The following is a 22282-nucleotide window of genomic DNA, read 5'->3' on the forward strand; positions in this document are numbered from 1 at the left end:
ATCCGGCTCAAACAGCCTCTGCCGCAGCGCCCGCCTCAAATTTTCTACTCGCAAGCCGGCGCCAGAAGCCCACCTTTACCCCAAAGATGCAGCCATGTCTCCTTGACATCATCGCCAAAACAGCGTGTCTCTATTCTCTCATAGCCGTTTTTGCTGCCAAAGTCAGGCTTTTTATAACCCCCGGCGCCGATAATCAACGGCGTTTGAAACATAATAAGCCTGTCAACCAAAGCTTTATCCCAAAAAGCCTGCATAAGTTTTGCCCCGCCTTCCAGCAAAACAGAATTTATCCCCTCTGCCGCCAATAAAGCCAAAACCTGCTCTATATTCAAAGCCGCATTTCGGCTCTCACAGGTAAAAACGCGGCAGCCCGCCTGCTGTAATTGCGCCTTTGATGCTGCCGGCGCCTGTCTGCCGCAAAAAATCCAGACAGGCTGGCTGCCGGCTGTCTGCGCCAAATGGCTGTTACAGGACAAGCGCAAATCCGTATCAAGAACAACACGGACAGGCAGGCGCGGCGGAAGTTCCGGCTTTTCCGCCGCCTTTTGCCCGGCCGACAGGCGGCAATCCAAGCGCGGATTATCGGCCAAAGCCGTGCCAATGCCGATAAGCACCGCATCATGCGCGGCGCGCAGGCGGTGCACTTCCTGCTGTGCTTTTGCCCCGCTAATCGCGATTTTACCTTCGCCCAAACGGCCGATAAAACCATCGGCGGAGACGGCCAGTTTTGCCGTCACGGCCGGGCGGGCAAATTTCCGGCGGCATAAATAGGCGGCCAAATCCTCTGCCGCCTGTGCCGCCAGGCAACCGGTTTCCACCTTTATGCCTGCCTGACGCAAGACTTTGATACCCCCGCCATTTACCCGCCGGTCAGGATCAGACACGGCAATAATCACCCGCGTCACCCCGGCTTTTATCAAGGCTTCCGTACAAGGCGGCGTTTGGCCAAAATGGCAGCAAGGCTCCAGAGTCACATATAATGCGGCGCCATGCGCTTTTGCCCCCGCCTGGCGCAAAGCCGATATTTCGGCATGCGGCCGCCCGCCGGCCGCAGTGGCACTGCTGCCGATAATAACCGCTTGCCCCTCCTCTTCCCGTACCAGCACCGCACCAACTGCGGGGTTTTCTCCCGTCCGGCCAAGACGGCCATGCGCCAGAGCAACCGCCTCTGCCATAAAATATTTGTCTCTATCACTAAATCGCGGCGCAGAATCGCAATGCCTGGCTGCTTTATTGCCGTTATTTTTGCTGTAATTTGCCATTACACTCTCACCCCGGCTCTGGCGGCGCCCGCCAGGTTTGCCGCCGGAATTTATTCTTCTACCGCAGCACAGCCCGCTATTGCGTCATCAGCGCCGGCCAGATGATTATCAGCGCTCGATACTTCATCAATAATTTTATGAAAATCATCGGCATTGCGAAAATCACGATAAACAGAGGCAAAGCGAATATAACCAATAGCATCAATGCCTTTTAACGCTGCCATAGCCAGCAGGCCGATTTGCCGGCTGGCAATTTCCGCCTCACCGGAGCTTTCCAACTGGCGCACAATACCGGAAACCGCCTGCTCCATGCGCTCTCCGTCAATATTGCGCTTACGCAGAGCCACTTCAATAGAATGCACCAGCTTATCCCGGTCAAAAGGCACAATTTTGCCGCTTTTTTTAACCACCATCAGCTCGCGCAGATGGACACGCTCAAATGTCGTGAAGCGACCGCCGCAAACCGGGCAAATACGGCGGCGGCGAATAGCATTGCCCTCTTCGGCCGGGCGTGAATCCCGCACTTGGCTATCGCCTGACTGACAATAGGGACAGCGCATTACCTACCTCCTTGAAGCCTGATGCAGCCGCAACCAGCCTGCCTCACATAATCCGCGCCGAAAAGCCGCAATATCACTATGGCCTGCCCGGCTCCGCTCAGGCTCAAAACGCATAAAGCGGAAATTTTTCTGTCAAGGCCAGCACTTTATCACTCACTGCCGCTTCAACCGCATAATTATCTTCATCATGCCCAGCCCGCTCCAGCCCGTCCAATATTTCGCCAATCATTTCTCCGATAAAGCGGAATTCCGGTGCATTAAAACCGCGCGTGGTGCCGGCCGGCGTGCCCAAACGCAGACCGGAAGTGATAAAAGGCGATTCCGGATCAAATGGAATACTGTTTTTATTGCAGATAATCCCTGCCCGCTCCAGCGCCGCCGCGGCGCGTTTGCCGGTTATATTTTTGCGGCGCAAATCCACCAGCATTAAATGATTATCGGTACCACTGGTAATAATATCCACATTATTTGCCTGTAAACTCTCTGCCAGCACACGGGCATTAGTGACAATATTCTGAGCATAAAGCTTGAATTCCGGTTGCAGCGCTTCTTTCAGCGCCACGGCTTTGGCGGCAATAATATGCATTAACGGCCCACCCTGCAAACCGGGGAAAACCGCCATATTTATCTTTTTGGCAATATTTTCCTCATTGGTTAAAATAATACCGCCGCGCGGCCCGCGCAAAGATTTATGCGTTGTTGCGGTCACCACATGGGCAAAAGGCATGGGCGAAGGGTGAACGCCGCCGGCAACCAGACCGGCAATATGCGCCATATCCACCATTAAACAAGCGCCGACCTCATCGGCAATCCGGCGAAAAGCCGCCCAATCCCAAAAACGCGAATAGGCAGTGCCGCCGGCCAAAATCAGTTTTGGCCGGTATTTATGCGCCAGAGCAGCAATTTCTGCCATATCCAGCCGGTTATCGGCCCGGCTGACACCGTAAGATACGGGCTTAAACCATTTGCCCGATATATTGACCGGCGAACCGTGCGTTAAATGGCCGCCGGCATTGAGATTCAGCCCCATAAAAACATCACCCGGCTGCAGCAGAGCCAGAAAAACCGCCTGATTCATCTGGCTGCCGGAATTGGGCTGCACATTGGCAAAACGGCAATCAAACAGTTTTTTGGCGCGCTCAATCGCCAAATCTTCCACTATATCCACATATTCGCAGCCGCCATAATAACGCTTATGCGGATAACCTTCAGCATATTTATTGGTCAGCACCGAGCCTTGCGCCTCCAGCACCGCGCGCGAAACAATATTTTCAGAGGCAATCAGCTCTATCCCCCGGCATTGGCGCCGCAATTCGCCCGCAATAGCCCGAAATATCTGCTCATCAGCCTGTTCCAGCCTGTCATCGAAAAATCGGCTCACTGTTTCTTTTGCTGCCTGCGCCATAATATTTCGCCTCACCTGGCATGCCGAAAAGCCGGCCTTGCCTGTTAGTTTCGCCCCGCTCTGTCCTGCCCCTCTCCCCAACGCACCCGAGAAAAAGCCCCCGCCCCCCCGGCGCGGAAAGCGTATCGTGTAAAATTCCGCAGCACTCAACTCTCGGGCAAGGTGACGGATTGATTTGACAGCCCGGGCAAGTTCTCCTCCGGTTGCAGAGGGGTGCCCGGCGGATAAGTCCCAACAGGGCAAAGCAGAGCCGGCGAGACATATTTAAAACTTGTAAACAAAGCTGTTATCCCCTGAATTGTATCGGTCAAACTATGTTAATCCCATGCTTCGACCTGTTGACATTGCGACTGCTTTAAAATCGCAAAAATTGCAGCATAAATGATTTATCGGCAGCAAAGCCGTGTGCACGGCAGAAGATAGCCATTCTGCCGCGCAAGAACAAGCCCCCTTTATAAAAACGGCACTGAATCTGCCCAAACAGCCGGCCGCAAAACAGCAAAGCTCTATCCGGCAATCGACTTCAAACCGCCTTTGGCACCGGCGGCGGCAAAGCACCTTTGGCGGCGGCCCAATGCGCTACAGCGAAAGATAAAACGACAAGAGCAAAAATCTGATGCAGCAAACCCCAAAAAATCGGCACGGCCAATAATAAAGTCACAATACCGAACAGACTTTGCAGCAAAATCAAACCGAAGAGAATAAAAGCGCGCCGGGCATAGCCGCTGGCCGGGCATTCTCTCTGCACCATAAAGGCGTGAATAAGGGCAATGATCAGCAGGGCATAGGCAAAAAAGCGATGCACAAATTGCACTGTCATAATATTTTCAAAAAAATTGCGCCATACCGGGCGCAAAGGCAGCAAATTGCAGGGAATAAGGCGGCCGTCCATGAGCGGCCAGCTATTATAAACGCGCCCGGCATGCAGCCCCGCCACCAAAGCGCCGAAATAAATCTGCACCAGCGCCAGAACAACCAGAATCGCGGCAAAACGCCGAACAGAGCGCGCAGCAGGTTTCTCCGTATAAACAGCCAGGCCGCGCGCCAGAGCAAAAACAGCGACAATAATAAAACAGGCAGTGATAAAATGCGCCGCCAGCCTGTATTGGCTGACACTGGTCAAATCGCTCCGGCCAAGGCCGGAATGCACCATCCACCAGCCGACAGCTCCCTGAAAACCGCCCAGCAGAAATATGCCGAACAGCCCCCATTTTACCCGCTTTTCCAGCCGCTTTGTCGCCCAGAAATAGAGCAGCGGCAGCAAAACAGCAATGGCAAAAACAAAACGCGCCAATAAACGGTGCAGCCATTCCCACCAGAAGATAAATTTGAAACCTGACAGAGTCATATCAGGATTTATCTCTTTATATTGCGCAATTTGCTGATATTTGGCAAATTCCTCCTGCCATTCTTCCTGATTAAGCGGCGGAATGACGCCATGTATTGGCTGCCATTCGGTAATGGACAGGCCGGAGCCTGTCAGGCGTGTTACGCCGCCAATAAAGACCAGAAGAATCAGCAGAAAATAAACGAAATACAGCCAATAGCGAACAAGTCTGCGATTGGCTGCCTGTTCATCAGTCAAATAATTTCTGCTGTCTGCCTTTATAATTTGCATCATTGACCTGCTTCACCGGCCTTGCCGGCCGAATCCTCTTTAAGATTTCACCTTGATTCGGCAGCCGGCATGCCTGCTGCCGGCTGCCGGCTGCCCGGGCAACAGGCCCGGCAAGGCTTACGCTTGATCAAGGCTATGCCTGATAATGTGAAAATGAAGCAGAGCGCCATAAAAAACAAGTATTGCAGATGCGATAGACTGTCACATGCAGCCATAGTCAAGAACAGCTCTCTCCACCGGGCCGCGATAAAGGGAGACGCAGCCTCTCCCGGCAAGCAAGCCGCTTATGCCCAAAATCAGCCGCCGCCCGGCTCGCCAAAAGCCAGCTCAGGCGCTCCGTCCATATGATAAATATCATCACGAAACTGCACCGCATTATCCCCCGTTGACCAGGCACTAATATAGACAAAATGCAGCGGCACCGGGGTTTTCAGCTCTATTGGCGTATTTTTGCGCGAGCGGATAACATCGTCCATACGGCTTCTGTCCCAATCAGCCGTGCCGCGCAGCAGCCACAAATTCAGATCGCGAATATTTTGCACCCGCACACAGCCGGAAGAATCAAAACGCATTAAATTATTGAACATGCCCTGACTGGGTGTATCGTGCATATAAACGGCATATTTATTGTGAAAATTGATTTTTGTTGACGACATGGCGTTAATTTTGCCGGGATCCTGGCGAAAGCGCAAACGCACGGCATCATCACTGTGCCAGTTAACCGATTGCGGCGAAACTTCCTGCCCGTGCGCATCAAATAAATGAATATTATTCTCTGTCAGATAATTGGGGCTTTTTTGCATTAACGGAATAATATCCTTGCGGATAATTGAGGTCGGCGCATTCCAGAACGGGTTTAAAATAATTTCATAAATTCTGGAATCCAATATCGGCGTTTGCCGGTCAATTTTGCCGACAATGGCCGTATAACGCTGCACCACTTTATCGTCCTGCACGGCTTCAATCTGCGCGGCGGGAATATTCATCATCACAAAGCGCTTTTCCTTTGCCGTTGCGGCAACCAGGCGGCGCAGCCTGTCGACATTGGCGCGCAACTGACCCAAACGCTGTTCTACGGTCACATTCATGGCGCGGCGGGTAATATCGTCAACCGTGCCGTTGACAGGCAGGCCGTGCCGTGCCTGAAAGCGGCGCACAGCCGCATCAACATAAGAGTCAAAAGCCTCTGACAGCCCGGCCTCACGCTCCAAATCGCCGGAAATAAACAAACGGCGGCGTAAAATGCGGATAACCGGGTCAACCGAGCCAAGGCGCAGGGCACCCTGCCCGGCCGGCATTTGCGGCCAGCCGCCGGCCGCGGCAATATCGCCATAATGCGCCAGAGCTATCTGGCTGTAAAACAGGCTTTCTTTGCTCAGCACCGGAATATCGGAGGCAATTTGCGGTATATTATTTGCGTCCGCATCAAACCGGTCACTCCAACCGCTTGCCCCGATTTCGGCCGGAGCGGCAGCAGCGGGCAATACGGCGCCGCCCAAAACATAAATACCGGCCCCTAACACGCTTTTCAGGAAATATCTGCGCCCCCGGTTTTTATGCTTTTCAACCATTTTAATCCTGTCCATTTTCGTCTGCTTCAGTTTTCTGCCTGATTTGCCGCAAAACCGGCTTAATATTCTACCGCCGCCTGATTATCCTGTTTTTTATTGAGCCGCAGCCAATAGCACAAAATCGCATAAAAGCCCAGAAAAATGCTATGCAGGAAAATAATCCAGAAATTATGGCCAAAACTGGCAGAATAAAAAATATAGGCGCAGCTTTCATAAAAAGCGCCGGAAAGCCACAAAATTATGCCCCAGCGCGAGGCTGTCCACAAACCGCAGGCGGCAATGGGATAAATAACCGCCAGACTACAGGCCATAACCCGCCAATACCACGGCATGAGATCAAACCGCCAGGCCGGCCCGGGAAAAACGCCGATAAGCCTTATCCAGTAATAAACACCAAGACACAGGCAAAATAAAGCGGGAATCATCATCAGCGACATAATGGTTTTGTCTTTTACCGTTAAATGCAGCCGGGGCAAATTTTCCTTCAGCATTGGTTTAACCCTTGTATCCCCTTTCCCTGTTATTGCCTGCCGGCAGTTTTCCGCCGCCTTACCGCCTCTTTCCGCCATATTGTGCCGGAACAGGGTTAAAAACAGCTTCACGCGCGGCAGATTATTATATATAAGTGCCTGTCTTGCGTAAATTGCGGTTCTTGCCGATAATTGCGGCAAACCGCGCCGGAGAGAGCAGCCCGCTTTCGCTCCCCCATATTCCGGCCGCCGGTAATTGCCGTGCCGCGGCGGAAATGTATATATGAGGCAAAAATGAAAAGAACAGTTGATGAAATTACCGGCAGCCGCCGCCTGCGCCGCCTGCGCAAATTTTCCTGGTCGCGCCGCCTGGTTCGTGAAACCCGGTTGCATGTGGCAGATCTGGTCTGGACATTATTTTTATGCGAAGGCGAAAATCAGCGCCGGCCTATTGCCTCTATGCCCGGTGTCTCCTGCCTGTCCGTGGATATTGCGGTGGAAGAATGCCTGAAAGCAGCCGAACTCGGCATTGTCGCCATTGCTCCTTTTGCCCGCGAGCCGCTATCGCGCAAAAGCGATGACGGCGCCTATATTGCCGCGGCCGATAATCTCACCAATCGTTTTACGCGCGCCTTGAAACAGCATAAGGTCGATATTGGCATTATCACAGATGCGGCGCTTGACCCTTATACTACGCACGGCCATGACGGTATTTGCCGCAACGGCATTATTGTCAATGATGAATCGGTGGAAATGGTGGTGCGCGGCGCCCTGGCCCAGGCAGAGGCCGGGGCGGATATTATTGCTCCGTCCGATATGATGGACGGGCGCATTGGCGCCATTCGCGATTGTCTGGATATACATGGGTTTCAAGATGTGGCAATTATGTCCTATGCCGCCAAATTTGCCTCAGCCTTTTACGGCCCTTATCGTGAGGCTATCGGCACGTCTGATTTGCTCAGAGGCGACAAAAGCAGCTATTATGTCGACCATGCCAATAGTAATGACGCCCTGCGTGAGGTTGAGCAGGATTTGAACGAAGGCGCCGATATGCTGATGGTGAAACCCGGCCTGCTTTATCTGGATATTATCCGCCGGATCAAGGATAATTTTTCTGCCCCGCTTTTTGCCTATCAGGTCTCGGGCGAATATGCCATGCTGCAGGCGGCAAGCGCCAATGGCTGGCTTGACGGTGAGCGTGCCATGATGGAAACATTGCTGGCTTTCAAGCGCGCCGGCTGTGACGGTATTTTCACCTATTATGCGATTGAGGCAGCCAAAAAATTGCGGGCGGCGAGCGAGGCTTCGGCCTGAAGCCATAATTGCAGATAAAATTGATCCGGCCGGTTTTTCCCGATAAATCAGGACGGCATGCCTTGTGCCCGGCGGGAAAAGCGGCGATAAGCATTCCATGGCCGAAGCGGCGCTCCTGCCGCCCATAAAATTTCCGCCAGCCTGACCCGGCGCCATAAAGGCAGGCGGATTTCTGCCGCGCCAAACAGCGCCAAATCCCGCATAGTAATGAGTATTTTGCCGCTGTCTGCCGCAGTTTTATGCCATATTTCTTCCTGCCTTCTGTCGGCAATGAAATTCAGCACAATAATATCACCCTCGCGCCAGGCTTGTTGCCGTGCCTCTATCGCTTCGGCAATAGTCAAAACCTTGCCATTGCGCAAACGGGCGCGACAAAAAGCCTTGTGGCAGAAAAAACGCTGCTGCTCTCTGTTTTCCCGCTCTCTATTGCCGCTTTGCCCGCCCTCTTCCGCCGGCGGCAGAGTTGCGCTTTCTTCCCTTCCCGGCGGCAGAGCCGCACTGGCGGCAAAAGCCCGCTGCCAATCCTGCAGCAGAAAGGCAGAAGGGCGATTACTGCTCAGGCCTAAACTTTTATCGGCATTAAAAATAGCGGTCAGTCGGCCGTTTTCGGCTATCAGCGCCAGAGGCAGCGGCATAGCCGCATAAAGGCTGCAACCAATAGCGATAAAAACAAGCGCCAGCCAGCGCAGGCCGGTCTGCAAAAACACCAGCAAAACCATGCCGGCAGTCAGAAATATCAAACATAAAGGAGAAATAAAACCCGGATTGCCATTGGGTGAAAAGCCGGCTACCCAATAAGCTACTTTCTCCACTCCGACAAGGCCGACAGCCATAATATGAAGAGGCCATGCTTCCAGATGCAGCGGCATTAACACTGTGCCCAATAGCGCAAAAGGCATAACCAGAAAGCTTATCATCGGCAAAGCCAAAGCATTGCTCAACACACCGTAAGGTGCCGTATTGTTAAAATGATAGGCAGAATAAAGGCCGCCGGCAGCGCCGGCTACCAGAGACGATATGCAAGTGGAAACAAGCGGGGCAAAAAGCCGGTTGCGCATATATAGCTGTATTTTGGGCAAAGGCGTGTAAGGCGCTTTGGGCAGGCCGCGCGCCAAAGCGGCAAGCTCGGCCTGCTCATTTTTATCGTGCCGGTAGCGGCTCCAGCCGGCAAAAGCAGAAATCAGCGCCGCTGTTGCGGCAAAGGACATTTGAAAACTCGGCCCCATAATTTCATGCGGCTGCCATAGTAAAATCAGGCAGGCGGAAACAGCGAGATTGCGCAGGCTTATCGCCGCCCGGTCACATATAACCGCGCCCAACATCACCGCCACCATAACAAAACTGCGTTCGGCCGCCACATCAGCGCCGGAAATTGCCAAATAGGCGCCGGCAACAAGCATCGCCGCAAAAGCGGCAATTTTCCCGGCAGCGTGGCGTGAGGAAAATACCGGGAAAAGCCCCAGAATCCAGCGGCAAAGCAGCAAAACCATGCCAGCCACCAGCGCCATATGCAAACCTGAAATAGACAAAATATGCGCCAGGCCGGATAAACGCAAAGCCTGATTGGTGGCCGGCGTAATGCCGGCCCGCTCACCGGTTATCAAAGCGGCAGCCACAGCCCCGGTTTCACCGCCAATAGCGGCAATAATACGCTTGCTTATCGATTGGCGCAAAGCGGCCAGTTGCAAACCTGCCTGTTCTGCTGCGCCTGGCGGCGGCAGGGAAACAATTTTTGGCTGACCGGCAAAATTGCCTTGCCCACTAATCCCGCGAAAATAATTTTGAAAAGCGAAATCATAGCCGCCAGGGTGCGCCGGGCCGGAAAAACTGCGCAAAAATACCAGCCCTTCCAGCCCGCTGCCTGATTTTGCCCCGATCGGCAAGTGCCGCACCAGCAGGCGCAGGCGTTGCGGTGCCGGCTGCAAAACCGGGTCGCGGGTGGAAAGCACGGTTACAATCAGGCGATAATCCCCTTTTTCCTGCCGCTCTATGGCGGTAATACGCGCCACAATATGGGTAAAACCACCATTTCTCAGCATAATAGTGGCGTATCGCGCTGTTTCTCCCTTGGCGCATAAAGCACCCAAACCAGCCACCAGAATAAAAGAAAAAACCAGATGCCAAAAGCGATGCCGCCGCAACAGGCAGGCAAGCCCGGCCGCACAACAGCAAAACGCCCCCAATTCGCTCCAGTCCGGCTCAAACGACAAAGTGAAATAAGCAATAATGCCGGCCCCAAGAAAAAAGGGAAGAAACAAAAAACGCGTGCCGAAAGCCTCTTCTTCACTCAGCCGGAAACGCAGACGCAACAGCATTGGCCGGCAGAATTGTTGCAGAAAGCCGGCACGGCGCGGCAGCGTAAAATACGGCACGGCAAATTGGCCAAAACCGCTTTTTTGCTTTTTCTCCCCGCGGCTCTTCACTGCGCCTCCTTGCTTTTTCATGCACTGTGCAACAGATTTTGCCGTGAAAAATTGTCTGCTGCTCTGGGCCGGGCCTGCCGCCGGATAAACAGATTTTACAGCAAAAAGGCGAAAAATGCTTCACAGCTACACGGAATTGTTTTAGAAGGAGTTAAGGGATTAAAGCCGGAGAATATCAGGCAGCACCTGCCGGCACAATTACCCGGGCAATGGCCGGCCTTGCCCAATAGCCCGCCAGGCAGGCAGAAAGTGAAAAGCAAAATTTATGACCCGCCCCGTTATTACCCGTTTTGCCCCTTCTCCAACCGGCTTCCTGCATATTGGCGGAGCGCGCACAGCTTTGTTTAACTGGCTTTATGCCCGCCATTATGGCGGCAAAATGCTGCTGCGCATTGAAGATACGGATAGAGAACGCTCAACCCCGGCCGCAGTAAAGGCCATTAAAGACGGTTTGCAATGGCTGGGGCTGGCATGGGACGGCGAAGCTGTCTCACAATTTGAGCGCGCCGAACGCCATCGGCAGATAGCGCAGGAACTGGTCAGACAAGGCCGGGCCTATTATTGTTATACAAAAGCTGAGGAGCTGGCAGCAGAGCGGGAAGAAGCCAGGGCACAAGGCCGTCCGCCGCGCTATAACGGCTTCTGGCGTGAGCGCGACCCCAAATTGGCACCCCGGGGGGTAGAGCCGACTATCCGCATCAAAGCACCGCAAACCGGCGATACTATTGTGCGTGATCATGTGCAGGGTGCGGTGCGCTTCCCCAATAAAGATCTGGACGATTTTGTCATTTTGCGCTCAGACGGCACGCCGACTTATATGCTGGCCGTTGTGGTTGATGATCATGATATGCATATTTCCCATATTATTCGCGGTGATGATCATTTGACCAATGCGGCGCGGCAAACCGTAATTTATCAGGCGCTGGGCTGGGAGGTGCCGGCAATGGCGCATATTCCGCTTATTCATGGGGCAGATGGTGCCAAATTATCTAAACGCCATGGCGCTTTGGGGGTGGAGGCCTATCGCGCCATGGGCTACTTGCCGCAGGCTTTGTGCAATTATCTGGCGCGCCTTGGCTGGAGCCACGGCGATGATGAAATTATGTCCATGCAGAATATGATTGCCTGGTTTGACATTGACGCGGTTAATAAAGGTGCTGCCCGTTTTGATTTTAAAAAGCTGGAGGCCATTAACGGCTATTATATCCGCGCCGGTGATGATGCGATAATATTGCGTGAAGTGCTGGCCTTGCTGCCCTGTTTGGAAAATCCGCCAGTGCCGGTCAATATGACAGCGGCACAAAAAGCGCAATTATTGCAGGCTATGCCCGGCTTAAAGGGGCGTGCCAAAACTTTGCTGGAACTTATTGACAATGCCGGCTTTATTTTTGCCGCGCGCCCGCTAAAGCTTGATGAAAAAGCCGCAGCTCTATTAGACAAAGAGGGCAAAGCCGCGCTGGCAGAAATATTGCCGCTGCTGGAACAGAGCGCGCGCTGGCAAGCGGAAGACCTGCATAAATTACTACAGGATTTCGCTGAAGCAAAAGCGGTCAAGCTGGGGCGATGGGCGCAGCCTTTGCGCGCCGCCCTGACCGGCCGCGCTGTTTCCCCCGGTGTTTTTGATGTTCTGGCCGTTTTGGGAAAGCCGGAATCGCTGGCGCGGATAAAAGACCAAATCGCCTGAAATATTATGCCGGGGTGCCTATTGCAAAAAGCTGCCAGGCTGCGGTTAAAATAAATAGCTGCGACTATTCTCTGCGGAAAAATGAAACCTGCCGCATATTTTCATTGCACCCAGGGTAAATTTGTTTAACCTTGCCGGTGCAATCTATCCGGTCGGCCGGCGGGCGCCACAGCGCCGGAAGATAGAAAGGGTGAGAAGTTTCTTCCACCCTGTCGTCCTGTATATGTGGCCCCTTATAGTGGAAGGAAGTATTATGTCGGAGAAAACTGCAAATCTGGCTGTTAATGGCAAAACAATGAATCTCGCTGTTCTTGACGGGACAATGGGGCCAAGTGTTATTGATGTTACGCCGCTTTATAAAGAAAGCGGTCATTTTACCTATGATCCGGGCTTTACTTCAACCGCCTCCTGCCAGTCAAAAATTACTTTTATTGACGGTGATAAAGGGGTTTTGCTGTATCGCGGCTATCCGATAGAAGAACTGGCGGAACAAGGTGATTTTATTGAAACCTGCTATTTGCTGCTTAATGGAGAATTGCCCAATAGGGCGCAAAAGCAGGAATTCAGCTCTATTATTAAAATGCACACTATGCTGCATGAGCAGTTTTCACGCTTTTTCCACGGCTTTCACCGCAATTCTCACCCTATGTCGATTATGGTGGCCAGCCTTGGCGCCATGTCGGCTTTTTATCATGATTCCCTTGATATTACTGATGATCGCCAGCGCGATATTGCCTCTTTCCGCCTGATTTCCAAAATCCCTACTATGGCGGCCATGGCCTATAAATATCACATTGGCGAGCCGTTTATTTATCCTGACAATAATCTGGGCTATGTTGAGAATTTTCTCAAAATGTGTTTTGCCGTGCCTTGTGAAGAGTATAAGGTCAATCCGGTTTTTGCCCATGCTCTGGATACAATCTTTACGCTTCATGCCGATCATGAGCAAAATGCATCGACCTCCACAGTGCGGCTGGCCGGTTCTTCCGGTGCCAATCCCTTTGCCTGCATTGCCGCCGGGGTTGCCTGCCTGTGGGGGCCGGCGCATGGCGGCGCCAATGAGGCCTGCCTCAAAATGCTGGAGCAAATCGGCACCAAAGACCATATTCCGGAATATATTGCCCGAGCCAAAGATCATAATGATCCGTTCCGCCTGATGGGTTTTGGCCATCGCGTTTATAAAAATTATGACCCCCGCGCCCGTATTATGCAGAATATTTGCAAATCTGTTCTGGCAGAATTAGGCGTGCATCATGACCCGCTGTTTGAAGTTGCAATGGAGCTGGAGCAAATTGCTCTTACCGATGAATATTTTATTGAGAAAAAGCTTTATCCCAATGTGGATTTTTATTCCGGCATTGTGTTAAAGGCTTTGGGCTTCCCCACTTCCATGTTTACAGTGTTATTTGCTCTTGCCCGCTCAGTCGGCTGGATTGCCCAGTGGAAAGAAATGATTGAAGATCCGCAGCAAAAAATCGGCCGGCCGCGCCAGCTTTATACCGGCCACACCAAACGCTCTTATGTGCTGATGGACAAGCGCAGCCGGGCCATTAGCTAAGCTGGTTTATCGCCGCTGTTTTTATGATTGTAAAGGGCAGATTTCGCCGCTGCCCTTTCTCGGCTTGTTTTAAATTTCTGGGCATAATTTGCCACCGTCAGGGTCGGAGTGAAGGAGCGCTTTATTTTGCCGGAATCGGCCACCAGGCTCTGGCCCGGCCGCTATAGCGCTATAATTGGGCAAACCGCTCTTGCTCCCCTATGAGCTGACAAGTGACAAGTGATTTCAGAATCTTTGACAGTAATTCCAAAACCTTGCCGCCGCCAAATGCGGTCTTTGCAGCGCACCTTGCCGCATACAGTGCCCAATTTTTAACTTCTTCCATCACACGGCTATCCCGGCTCGCCCGTAAGCCGGAAAATGTGATTTAATAAAATAAAAACTGCCTCAAAGGCGGTTTGACTTTGCTTTTCAAGCCTTCTCAAAAATAGCGAGAGCATTTTTAGAGGTCTTTTGAACGCCTGCACTTCACATGGCCGATTTTCACCATATTATGCTTTTTTAGTCAAAAGGTGCGCCCAATGCCGGCATTGCGCTGCGCTCTGAATCTCGCCTTAATTTTCAATAATTCCCTGAAGATTCCTGATTATCTTTAAAAAATCTCATATTTCCCGCAAATTCCCGCACCTCTCCTTTATTCTGAAATATTTATCAAATAGCATTACTCATACGATAATTGCCCAGGCGCTTAAGCAACAAAGCCGGCCGCGATAACGGCCTCAGCGGCAGCATCTCCTGCCGCTTTTTCTGTCTGCATAATCCGGCGTAATTTTTCAAAACCCTGTAATTGCGCCTGCCGCGCTGCACCTGGCTGCAATAAGCGGTGAATTTGGCGCGCCAACATTCCGGGGCGGACAAATTCATTAAAATATTCCGGCACAAGCGGCTCATCGGCAATAATATTGGGTAAGGCGGCGCTCCAAATAGTGATTTGCGGCAAAATAAATTTTGTTGCAAACCAATCGGCCTTATAGGTCAAAACCATAGGCACAGCGCATAAAGCCAGCTCCAGCGATACAGTGCCGGAAGCCGCCAAAGCCGCATCTGCCTTGGCAAAAGCCTGCCATTTTTCTTCTTCATCAGTGATAATATGCGGCGGGCACGGCCAATCAGCAGTTAAAGCCCGTATTTTTGCCGCCAAATGCGGCAGAGTTGGCAAAATAACAGTAATAGCTGGGTGTTGCCCTTGTATTTGTCCAACAGCCTCACCAAAAACAGGCATTAAATGCCGAATCTCCGACAGGCGCGAACCGGGTAACAGCAGCAAAGTCTTTTTTCCGGTCTCAGACTTTTTTGAAGCCGCTTTGCCACTGTCACTCAAAGACAGGTTGTGCTTTTTCTGCCGCTCTTTCTGCGCCGCCCAGGCCTGTTGCAGCGGCGGATAAGATAGTAATCTGTGGCCGACATAAACCGCCTTCGGCCCGTCTAATTTAGCCAGAATCTGCGGCTCAAACGGCAAAATTACCAGCAGCAAATCAATAAAACTGCGCATGGCTTTTGCCCTTTGCGGCCGCCATGCCCAGACAGAAGGCGCAACATATTGGATAATGGGGATAGAAGGCGCAAGCTTGCGCAAACGGCGCGCCACTCTATGGGTAAAATCAGGGCTGTCGACAATGAGCAAAAAATCAGGGCGCTCACCGGCAAAATAGCGGCTGAGCCGAAAAATATGACAGAGCAGCCGCGGCAGTTTTTTCAGCACTTCTGCCACACCCATTAAGGCAATATCCTCACGGTTAAAAAAACTGTTCAGCCCCATCGCCGACAAAGGCGCCCCGCCGACACCAATCAACTGAATATCAGCCTTTAAGCGGTGCTGCAAAGCAGTAATAATATCGGCAGCCAGCAAATCTCCCGATTCCTCACCGGCAATAACAGCAATTTTTAACGGCCTGGACATAAAGCTTTATCCTTGAATTCAAAGACTGAGAAAACCGGTAAGGCAGCCGCACGCAGCACAGACAGATCAAACCAATATACCGGATTATAAAGTTTCAATAAAAAGACCATATTTATCAGCCTGTTCAGCGACATTTTTAATATTGAGAATAAAGCTGCCTTCTGCCTCTACCGCCAACCCTGCCAGCCCTGCTTTATAGGCATGCTCAATAGTCTCCGGCCCGATTGTCGGCAAATCCGCCCGCATTTCCTGATTTGGTTTTTTCATTTTCACCAAAACCCCGCCTTTAGGCGGAATTTTTCCGGCCATACGCAGAGCCGCCACCCGCTCCAACATGGCATTTGTGCCTTCAGCACCTTCGACGGCCACAATCCGCCCGCCAATAGTCACTGCGCCTTGCCCAATATCAAGCCTGCCCAAAATTCTGGCAGCTTTCATTGCCAGATCAATATTAGCTTTTTCGGCTTTGCTTGCCGTTTTTTTTGTCAATACCAGCCCTTTGGGTGCCAATAGCTCAGGCACAATTTCATGCGCGCCAATAACCCGGAAACCATAGCCTTCCATCAGCTTGATAAAAGCGCGCAACAAAGCATCATCACCGCGCCGCAAGGCAAAAAACAATTTGGGCAGAGCCTTTAAAGTCGGCCAATCACAGTGCAAATCGCGTAAATTCGGCCTTTGCGCCACGCCGCCGGCCAGAATAATATTACGGATATTTTTAGCTTTCAAGGCAGCAATCAGCCTGGCAAATTCAACTACTGAAATTTCGCAATGGTCAAAAACATAAAGCCGTTTATCAGCCTGACCGCGCAATAAAACAAGATAAGGCTTTTCGCCGCCGCGGCTGGACAGACGCTCCGCCACAGCAAAAGGCAAAGCCCCGCTGCCGGCGATTATCGCCGTTTTGCCTTTTATCACACCTGCCTCCGCCCTGTGGAGAAATTAACCAATTATTCAAATGCCGATTACGACAGGCACTCTTGCCGTCACACAGGCTCTGTTGCCTCAAAATTGCGGCCCGGCGTGCATAAAGCACGGCGGCCTTCTGTCCGCACAAAAGCCACCAAATCAGCCACAGCCACTGAATCGGGATAGATATTCAATAAATCGGCGGCCCGCTCCCGCACCGGTTTGGTTTTGTCAAACAGCATGACTACGGCATGGCGCATAATATGAATATCGGCCCGCGCCAGACCGGAGCGCTTCATACCGATAATATTCAAACCGCCCAGCCAGGCATGCACCCCAACAGCGCTGCCATAGGGGATAAGATCTTTGGTCAAGGCCGTAACCCCGCCGATAAAAGCATGATGACCGACACGCACTAACTGGTGCACCGCCGCACCGCCGCCAATAATCACATGGTCGCCAATCACCACATGGCCGCCAATCATCACATTATTGGAAAAGGTAACATGATTGCCGATAACAGAATCATGCGCCACATGCGCATAAGCCAGAAACAGACAATTATCGCCGACAATCGTGCGCCCCACGCTGTTATCTGAGCCGCGGTGCATGGTAACCCCTTCGCGGATAATGCAGTTTTTGCCGATTTCCAATGTAGTGCGCGCGCCGGAATGCTTATTGTTTTGCGGCAAATCTCCCAAAATAGCATGAGGAGAAACCCGCGCCCCGGCGCCGATAAAAGTGGCTCCCAAAATAACGCTATGCGCCTGTAGCACACAATCATCACCCAGTTGCGCCTCAGAACTGATAACACAAAACGGGCCGATATGGACATTTTCGCCCAGTTGCGCGCCTTTTTCAATTACTGCCGTAGGGTGAATATATGTTCCACGCATCATACTATCCTCACAAAGCCCCGCCTGTCCGGCGGTAATTCTATTGGCGCCTGAAACCCGGCGCTTTATTTTATATATTCGGCGGCAAAACAGCCCGGCCCCACCGGCTTCAGCTCTTCAGCCGGCAAAACCGATTTCATCTATCATGGCTGTTACCTCTGCTTCAGCCGCTTTTTCGCCATCAACTTCTGCCACACAGCCGAAACGAAAAACTTTGTCACGACCTTTTATTTTGGTGACATGAATATGCAACTGGTCACCGGGAATAACAGGACGGCGAAATTTGGCATTATCAATAGTCATAAAATAGACAGAATGTTTTTTACCTGCTGCCGGCCGGCAACCGTTCTTTTCTCGCTGCAAAAGGCAAATAGCGCCCGCAGTTTGCGCCATAGCCTCAATAATCAGAACACCGGGCATAATCGGGCTTTCAGGAAAATGACCGGTAAAATGCGGTTCATTAAGCGTTACATTTTTAATGCCCGTGGCAGAATTATCCCCATCTATAGCAATAATTTTATCTACCAGCAAAAAGGGATAACGATGCGGCAATAAACGCGTAATCTGCATAATATCCGCAGTTTCAAGCTGGCGCTTTTCCTCTTTTTTCATTTTATTTCCCTTTACCCGGCTTTACAATATCACGCAATGCCGCCACTTCCCTGAACCATTGCCTGAAAGGACGAGCAGGAATACCGCCCCATTTTTCACCATCGGGAATATCATTCATCACCCCGCTGGCAGCGGCAATTTGCACCCCGGCACCAATAGTTACATGATCGGCCAGCCCGACACGGCCGCCTAATTGCGTGCCGTCACCAATCACACAACTGCCGGAAATACCGCAATGCGCCGCTATCAGGCAAAAACGGCCAATACGCACATTATGGGCAATTTGCACCAGATTATCTATTTTCGTGCCAGCGCCGATAATTGTATCATTCAGCGCGCCGCGATCGACCGTGCTGTTCGCCCCGATTTCAACATTATCTTCAATCCGCACACTGCCGATTTGCGGCACTTTCTCTATCCCCTGTTGCCCGCCGACATAACCGAAACCGTCCTGACCAATGCGCACACCTGCATGTAAGTGCACCCCTTTGCCAATATAAGCAGATTGCACCGTAACACCGGGGCCGATAGTGCAATTTTCACCAATTTCACAATTTTCACCAATAGCGGCAGAAGCGCAGACCAGTGTTCCCGCCCCTAATTTTACATTTTTACCGATAGAGGCGCCCGCTTCTATCGTAACATTTTTCGCCAATCTGGCAGAAGCATGAATATAGGCTTGCGGCGACAGGCCGGTTTCTCCCAGCAGGGAAGAAGGCCTGACCGCCTCAGGATAAAAAACACGCGCCAGATGAGAAAAATCGCCATGCGGATCGGCGCTGACAAGAACGGCAATATTAGCGGGAATTTTATCAGCTATTTCGGCCAGGCAAAAAACAGCCGCGGCAGCCAGATTTTCCAGTTGTGCCTTGCGCTTTTTGCCGGCGATAAAAATTATGGCATCATCATCGCTTGCGTCCAGGGCAGCCAGACGTTTTACCACGCGTTCTGCCAGATTATTCCGATGCAGCAAGGCACCTGTTAATGCGGCAATTTCTGCAACCGTCATCGGACGGGACGGCGTAAAAAACATTATATCCGCCACTTAATTATATATTTCCCGGCCAGACAAAGCCTGCCGGAAATCTTACCAATCACTTTGCCGCAGCCATTCTCTTATTTATAAAGAAATATCGCTGCTGCAACTCCATAATAACAGCACTTATTTTAGCATGTAAGCCGCCCGGAAAAACAGGAAAAAACACAAAAGCAACCAGAAAACTATGGATAAAAGCGCGAAATCAATATTATAACAATAAAAGCGAAAAAACACAAAAGCGGAATAGCGGACCGCCGGCAAAAGAAAGCGCCCCTATCCAATAATGTGCAGGATAGATATAGATAGCGAGGCAGACAACAGACGCCATATATGAAGGCTGCCCTTAATCAGGGAACAGCCCGCACAAATAACTACCGCTAAAATACCCCATGCTCACGGCAAAGAGAGCGGGGCATCATACACAATAAAAGTGCAAATTTTTAACCGATTTAGACCTGAAGCAAATCAGAATTTGGTAGACATGCCAAAATTAAAGTTCTGTGTCCGATCGCCTTTTTCCTTGTTAATCGGCCAGGCATAATCAAAACGCAACGGCCCGAAAGGCGAAGCCCACATCAGGCTGATACCGGCAGAAGAACGCCATTTGCTGTCTTTACCGGTCACGCGCCGTTCACCAAAGCGGTCGCTGGCTTTATAATTATTGCCATATAAACTGGCCGCATCAGCGAAGACTGCGCCGCGCATACCAAAGCTTTCCGGCACAACCGGGAGCGGAAACTGCACTTCAGCCGTGGCGTTGATATATTTTTCACCGCCGAGAAAATATTTATAGCGCCCATTGCGCGATCTCTGCCGCGGGCCGATACCATTATAACGGAAACCGCGTATCATATCCGCATTATTTTTGAACATATCAAAAATACGAACGCCGCTTCTATCGCCGTTTTCATGCAGATAACCGCCGCCGCCGCCAATCAGGCCGACCAGATCATAGCGCTCGGAAAGCGTTTTGTATAAAGTAGCTTTAGCGGTTGTTTTCAAAAAGTCAGCATCGCCGCCAATACCGGCATATTCCTGTATAACCCGCGCATATAAGCCTTCATGCGGAATATCTATATTATCAATACTATTATAGGTCAGACCATAACTGACAGAAGAGCGCTTCCACGGGCTATTATCAGCCGCCTCAACAATAGCGCCGGAATAACGATCGAGCAGATTTATACAGGCCGCCTCTTCTTCCGGCGTCAGATAATCGCCGCGCTCTGCCCGCCGGCGAACGCCTCTGTCGCAACCATAACGTTTCAGCTTATATTTTTCTTCAGAGTAATTATAGGCGATACTGCCCGTCAATCTTTCGGTAATCGGCACGCCAAAGCGCAGCGAGCCGCCGGTTTGCCGCACTTTATAATCATCATCAAGGCGATAAGCCTGATGAAACAAATCAATCCCGGCAGCAATCCGATAACCAAGAAAATACGGCTCAGTGAAAGAAAAGCCGTAATTACGCGAATCCGACTCACCGCCGCCGGCGCTAATACGGACATATTGTCCGCGGCCAAGAAAATTGCGCTCAGTAATGGAGGCATCAACCGAAATACCCGGTGTTTCACCGCCTGTTGTATAACCACCGCCAATAGAAAATTCACCTGTCGGTTTTTCTACTACATCGACAACAAGCACGACCTGATCCGGCGCCGAACCCTGATTAACCCCAATATTGACACTCTGGAAAAACCCCAATGCTTCCAGACGGCGCTTGGCGCGTTTTACCATAGTCTGACTGAAAGCATCTCCTTCAGCAAAGTCAAATTCACGGCGGATAACCTGATCACGCGTTTTGGTATTGCCCCGCACTTCAACCCGCTCAATATAAGCGCGCTCACCCTGTTCAATGGAATAGGTCAGACCAATAGTATGATTGGAAAAATCGCGATTTGTTATCGGCTCTACTTTGGCGAAAGCATAACCTGCATCAGCCACTTTATCACCAATATTAAGGACAGAATCCTCAATTTTGGCAGCATTATATCTGTCGCCCTTTTCGGTTTTCAGCCTGTGCATCATGGATTTTGTATCAACGCCCGGCACTGTGCTTTCTACATTAATATCGCCGAAACGGTAAAGCGCTCCTTCATCAAGCACAAAAGTCAGCGTATATTTATTGCTTTCGGCATTATAATCGGCCGTAGAAGAAACAATGTGAAAATCCGCATAACCGCGATTATAATAAAAGCGGCGCAAAACTTCTTCATCAGCAGCCAGACGATCATCATTATAAACATCGCCGTGAGTCAGCCAGGAAAACATATTTGTGCGCTTGGTCACCAGAATATCGCGCAAGCGCCTGCTGCCAAAGGCCTTATTGCCGACAAAAACAACATCGTCAATTTTTGTCCTTTTGCCTTCCTTAATGTCGAATATGACATTAACCCGCCCGTTCCCGGCCTCAGCCGTGCGGCCCTTGACGGTTACACCTTTCCGCCCCAGCGATGTATAAGCATCGCGTATTGTCTGTTCATCGGCCATTAATTTGGCCATATCAAAAGCCTCGCGCGGCTTTAGAGACAAAACGCGCTCCAAATCCTTGGTTTTTACAGCTTTATTCCCCTCAAGCGTCACTTTATTGACAGTCTGATATTCTGAGACAGTTACAACCAGAACACCATTGGCCGGACGAATGGAAACAGCGGAGAAAATCCCCAGGCGAGCAAGACGCTTTGTTGCAGCATCAATATCGGCAGGGCTGTAATCCTGCCCCGCCCGCAAACCGAGATTATCCCGGATAACCTGCGCATCAACGCCTTTATTGCCGCGCACTTCAACAGAGCGCACAATGGCGGCACGCGCCTCACCGGCGGCATTAAGGACAGTAACAAAAGCAACAGGCATAGAAACAGCCAGCGTCAATGATAAGGCCGAACCGGCAGCCAGAAATCTTGATTTGCGAAGGCTGGATTTAAATTTCATTCGCATACTACCTTTGTATTTTGTCCCAAAAAATACAACCCCCATATAGCGACCCCATATAGCGGTATTGTAACAAACCGTTTTTCCATATACACGCCCCCGCTTTGAGAGCGCAATCTTACCGCAAAAC

The 22282-nt window shown here is 51.2% G+C and carries 17 protein-coding genes; 3 read left to right on the forward strand and 14 right to left on the reverse strand.

Going from position 1 to position 22282, the window contains the following annotated elements; all coding sequences use genetic code 11:
• Positions 1-44: 44 nt before the first annotated feature.
• From ribD to DPQ22_RS07390, 6 genes are all read right to left on the reverse strand, one after another.
• Positions 45-1262: a bifunctional diaminohydroxyphosphoribosylaminopyrimidine deaminase/5-amino-6-(5-phosphoribosylamino)uracil reductase RibD gene (gene ribD, locus DPQ22_RS07365; RefSeq protein WP_150214606.1), complete on the reverse strand. Its 1218-nt coding sequence runs from the start codon at positions 1260-1262 to the stop codon at positions 45-47.
• Positions 1263-1312: 50 nt separating this feature from the next.
• Positions 1313-1822 carry a transcriptional regulator NrdR gene (nrdR, locus tag DPQ22_RS07370; protein ID WP_150214608.1) on the reverse strand — a complete coding sequence of 170 codons (510 nt, stop codon included), beginning with the start codon at positions 1820-1822 and terminating at the stop codon, positions 1313-1315.
• 103 nt (positions 1823-1925) lie between these two features.
• A complete protein-coding gene (glyA, locus tag DPQ22_RS07375) occupies positions 1926-3227 on the reverse strand; it encodes a serine hydroxymethyltransferase (protein WP_150214611.1) in 1302 nt (433 codons plus the stop codon).
• Positions 3228-3750: 523 nt separating this feature from the next.
• Positions 3751-4848 carry a COX15/CtaA family protein gene (locus DPQ22_RS07380; protein WP_150214613.1) on the reverse strand — a complete coding sequence of 366 codons (1098 nt, stop codon included), beginning with the start codon at positions 4846-4848 and terminating at the stop codon, positions 3751-3753.
• A gap of 293 nt (positions 4849-5141) precedes the next feature.
• The gene (locus DPQ22_RS07385; RefSeq protein ID WP_150214615.1) at positions 5142-6431 is read right to left on the reverse strand and encodes a L,D-transpeptidase family protein; all 1290 of its coding nucleotides are present in this window, start codon (positions 6429-6431) and stop codon (positions 5142-5144) included.
• Positions 6432-6475: 44 nt separating this feature from the next.
• Positions 6476-6907 (reverse strand): DUF6163 family protein, encoded by a 432-nt coding sequence (locus DPQ22_RS07390; protein WP_150214617.1) that lies wholly within the window; start codon positions 6905-6907, stop codon positions 6476-6478.
• Positions 6908-7180: 273 nt separating this feature from the next.
• Between DPQ22_RS07390 and hemB the strand changes: the two genes are divergently transcribed.
• The gene (gene hemB / locus DPQ22_RS07395; protein WP_150214619.1) at positions 7181-8200 is read left to right on the forward strand and encodes a porphobilinogen synthase; all 1020 of its coding nucleotides are present in this window, start codon (positions 7181-7183) and stop codon (positions 8198-8200) included.
• Between the two features lie 47 nt (positions 8201-8247).
• Here hemB and DPQ22_RS07400 read toward each other — a convergent pair whose 3' ends face one another.
• A complete protein-coding gene (locus DPQ22_RS07400) occupies positions 8248-10623 on the reverse strand; it encodes a ComEC/Rec2 family competence protein (protein ID WP_190323181.1) in 2376 nt (791 codons plus the stop codon).
• A gap of 265 nt (positions 10624-10888) precedes the next feature.
• Here DPQ22_RS07400 and gltX point away from each other — a divergent pair, with 265 nt between their 5' ends.
• Together gltX and gltA are read left to right on the forward strand one after the other, a co-directional pair.
• Entirely contained in the window at positions 10889-12307 is a 1419-nt protein-coding gene (gltX, locus tag DPQ22_RS07405) for a glutamate--tRNA ligase (RefSeq protein WP_150214624.1), read from the forward strand.
• 253 nt (positions 12308-12560) lie between these two features.
• A complete protein-coding gene (gltA, locus tag DPQ22_RS07410; RefSeq protein WP_150214626.1) occupies positions 12561-13865 on the forward strand; it encodes a citrate synthase in 1305 nt (434 codons plus the stop codon).
• 169 nt (positions 13866-14034) lie between these two features.
• On the opposite strand, the gene DPQ22_RS08950 is transcribed toward gltA, so the two are convergent.
• From DPQ22_RS08950 to bamA, 7 genes are all read right to left on the reverse strand, one after another.
• Entirely contained in the window at positions 14035-14193 is a 159-nt protein-coding gene (locus tag DPQ22_RS08950; RefSeq protein WP_190323182.1) for a hypothetical protein, read from the reverse strand.
• Between the two features lie 360 nt (positions 14194-14553).
• On the reverse strand, positions 14554-15765 hold the full coding sequence (gene lpxB / locus DPQ22_RS07415; RefSeq protein WP_150214628.1) for a lipid-A-disaccharide synthase: 1212 nt from the start codon (positions 15763-15765) through the stop codon (positions 14554-14556).
• A gap of 84 nt (positions 15766-15849) precedes the next feature.
• Entirely contained in the window at positions 15850-16683 is an 834-nt protein-coding gene (locus DPQ22_RS07420) for an LpxI family protein (protein ID WP_150214630.1), read from the reverse strand.
• A gap of 68 nt (positions 16684-16751) precedes the next feature.
• Entirely contained in the window at positions 16752-17570 is an 819-nt protein-coding gene (gene lpxA / locus DPQ22_RS07425) for an acyl-ACP--UDP-N-acetylglucosamine O-acyltransferase (RefSeq protein WP_150214858.1), read from the reverse strand.
• 117 nt (positions 17571-17687) lie between these two features.
• Entirely contained in the window at positions 17688-18182 is a 495-nt protein-coding gene (gene fabZ / locus DPQ22_RS07430; RefSeq protein ID WP_150214632.1) for a 3-hydroxyacyl-ACP dehydratase FabZ, read from the reverse strand.
• Between the two features lies 1 nt (position 18183).
• Positions 18184-19227, reverse strand: a complete 1044-nt coding sequence (lpxD, locus tag DPQ22_RS07435; protein ID WP_150214634.1) for a UDP-3-O-(3-hydroxymyristoyl)glucosamine N-acyltransferase — start codon at positions 19225-19227, stop codon at positions 18184-18186.
• 459 nt (positions 19228-19686) lie between these two features.
• On the reverse strand, positions 19687-22152 hold the full coding sequence (bamA, locus tag DPQ22_RS07440) for an outer membrane protein assembly factor BamA (protein ID WP_150214636.1): 2466 nt from the start codon (positions 22150-22152) through the stop codon (positions 19687-19689).
• Positions 22153-22282 lie beyond the last annotated feature (130 nt).

Source organism: Candidatus Tokpelaia sp. (assembly GCF_008636115.1).
Lineage (GTDB): Bacteria > Pseudomonadota > Alphaproteobacteria > Rhizobiales > Rhizobiaceae > QLZD01.